We start from the raw sequence: 2,467 nt of genomic DNA on the forward strand, positions 1-2,467 counted from the left end.
ACGGCGCCCGGGAACAACCCGAGCTCGGCGTCGACGCCGGACTGATCACCCGCCACGTCACCGCCCCCGTGGACCGTGCCGCTGATCTCGATGCGGCACTGGACACCGTCCTGGGCATGCTGGAACCGGGGGATGTCGTGTTCACGCTCGGTGCCGGGGACATCACCACACTCGGTCCGCGCATCGTCGCCGGACCCGGACACCGATCGTGAGGAGGGTGCGGCGGTGACAGACGATTCAGCCACCGTCGACGGGCCCGATCCCGACTCCTCGGGCCCGCTGACCGACGACCCGGATCGCCGACACGACGCCGAGATCGTGAGCGAGTCCGACCGTCGCGTCCGGCATTCCGATCCGTCGGTCCGGGCCAGACTGCGTCGTCGGCGCCGCAGGACCAACCGCATCTACATCGGCCTCGGCGTGAGCCTGGTAGTGCTCCTGATCGGGTATATCGCCCTCTACTTCCTGCCGGTGTTCGCGGTGCGCGAAGTCACCGTCAACGGACCGGAGACCATCCCCGCCGAGGCCGTCGTCGAGAGGGCGGCGGTCGCGACCGGAACGCCGCTACTCCAGGTGGACACGCACGCGATCGCCCGCCGGGTGGCGGGGATTCCGCGGGTCGACCAGGTGACGGTCACCCGTGACTACCCGTCGACCCTGCAGATCGACCTCGTCGAGCGGATCGCCTTGGTCGTGGTCGAGGTCGACGGGGCACTGCACCTCGTGGACGACGAGGGCATCGACTTCGGACAGGGTGAGCCGCCCCCCGGGACGCCGCTGTTGACGGTCGGCGAGAACGCGCGCAACTCGTTGCCGTCGATCGTGCGGGACCTGTCGACGGTGTTCGATGAGGTCCGCGGGACGGCGGGGCAGGAGATCGCCGAGGTCGAGGTCGACACTCCCGCCTCGATCGTCCTGACCCTGGCCGACGGCCGGATCGTGGAATGGGGCGCGGCGGGCCGCGACCACGAGAAGGCGGTCGCCCTGGAGATGGTGCTCTCCCAACCGGGCGAGATATGGAACGTCTCCAACCCGGCACTGCCGACCACCCGCTAATTCGCGGCCGGATCCGGCGGTAGTCGGGTCAGCCCTGGCGTCGGCCCGGGACGCGGCGCCGGCGAACGCGCTCTGCGGGCATCGTGAATCACCACACGCGGCGACACGCCCACCCGCTTCGTGGACGCACGGGGCCGGTGCCCCTACCGTGTGATCCGACGGCGGAAAAGCCCCCTGACCAGCAAGTTTAACCCTCAACTAGAGGGTGAGACTTTAGGTCCGCGGCGATCTCGTCGGTACAGACTGACTCAAGACAGACGCACGCAAACGAGCACGACACCCCAAAAGGAAGGCCGGGCCTCGATGAGCTCACCGCACAACTACCTCGCAGTCATCAAGGTCGTCGGAATCGGCGGCGGTGGCGTCAACGCGGTCAACCGCATGATCGACGAGGGACTCAAGGGCGTCGAGTTCATCGCGGTGAACACCGACGCGCAGGCCCTGCTGATGTCGGATGCCGACGTCAAGCTCGACGTGGGTCGCGAACTCACCCGCGGCCTCGGCGCCGGCGCCGACCCCGAGGTCGGCCGCAAGGCCGCCGAGGACCACAAGGACGAGATCGAAGAGGTCCTCAAGGGCGCCGACATGGTCTTCGTCACCGCCGGAGAGGGCGGCGGCACCGGAACCGGCGGCGCGCCCGTCGTCGCGGCGATCGCCCGCAAGCTCGGCGCGCTCACCGTCGGCGTGGTCACCCGCCCGTTCTCGTTCGAGGGCAAGCGCCGCGGCGGCCAGGCCGATTCCGGCATCGACCAGCTCCGCGAGGCGTGCGACACGCTCATCGTGATCCCCAACGACCGGCTGCTCCAGCTGGGCGACGCGGGCGTGTCGATGATGGAGGCATTCAAGACGGCCGACGAGGTCCTGCTCAACGGTGTGCAGGGCATCACCGACCTCATCACCACGCCCGGCGTGATCAACGTCGACTTCGCCGACGTCAAGGGCGTTATGTCGGGAGCCGGCAGCGCCCTCATGGGCATTGGCTCCTCCCGCGGGGAGGGTCGCGCATTCAAGGCGGCCGAGGCCGCGATCAACTCGCCGCTGCTGGAGACCACGATGGAGGGCGCCAAGGGCGTGCTGATGTCGATCGCCGGTGGTAGCGACCTGGGACTGTTCGAGATCAATGAAGCCGCCTCGCTCGTGCAGGAGGAGGCGCACCCGGACGCCAACATCATCTTCGGAACCGTCGTGGACGACTCGCTCGGCGACGAGGTCCGCGTGACTGTCATCGCCGCCGGCTTCGAGGGCGGATCGCGACCGGTCACCGCTGGTGGTGCCGCGCCGCGCCGCGGACGCCATCACCTCGACGACGACGCCGTCCCGGGAGCCTCCGGGGACACCGGCGGCGCCTCCGAACTCGGCTCGACCCCGCTCGGCGGCAGTCGTCGCGAGGAGTCGCCCTACGCCGGGTCGG

2 protein-coding genes and 1 pseudogene are annotated in these 2,467 nt (G+C 69.5%); all 3 read left to right on the forward strand.

Annotation, left to right across the window (positions count from 1 at the left end; translation table 11 throughout):
• Nucleotides 1-212: pseudogene (locus G6016_RS13780) on the forward strand (UDP-N-acetylmuramate--L-alanine ligase); the annotation flags it as partial.
• Nucleotides 213-225: 13 nt separating this feature from the next.
• Entirely contained in the window at nucleotides 226-1,056 is an 831-nt protein-coding gene (locus tag G6016_RS13785) for a cell division protein FtsQ/DivIB (protein ID WP_338403617.1), read from the forward strand.
• Nucleotides 1,057-1,359: 303 nt separating this feature from the next.
• A partial coding sequence (ftsZ, locus tag G6016_RS13790; RefSeq protein ID WP_241730316.1) for a cell division protein FtsZ occupies nucleotides 1,360-2,467 on the forward strand: 1,108 nt, incomplete at its 3' end.

It is taken from the genome of Dietzia aerolata (assembly GCF_014144865.1).
GTDB lineage: Bacteria > Actinomycetota > Actinomycetes > Mycobacteriales > Mycobacteriaceae > Dietzia > Dietzia aerolata.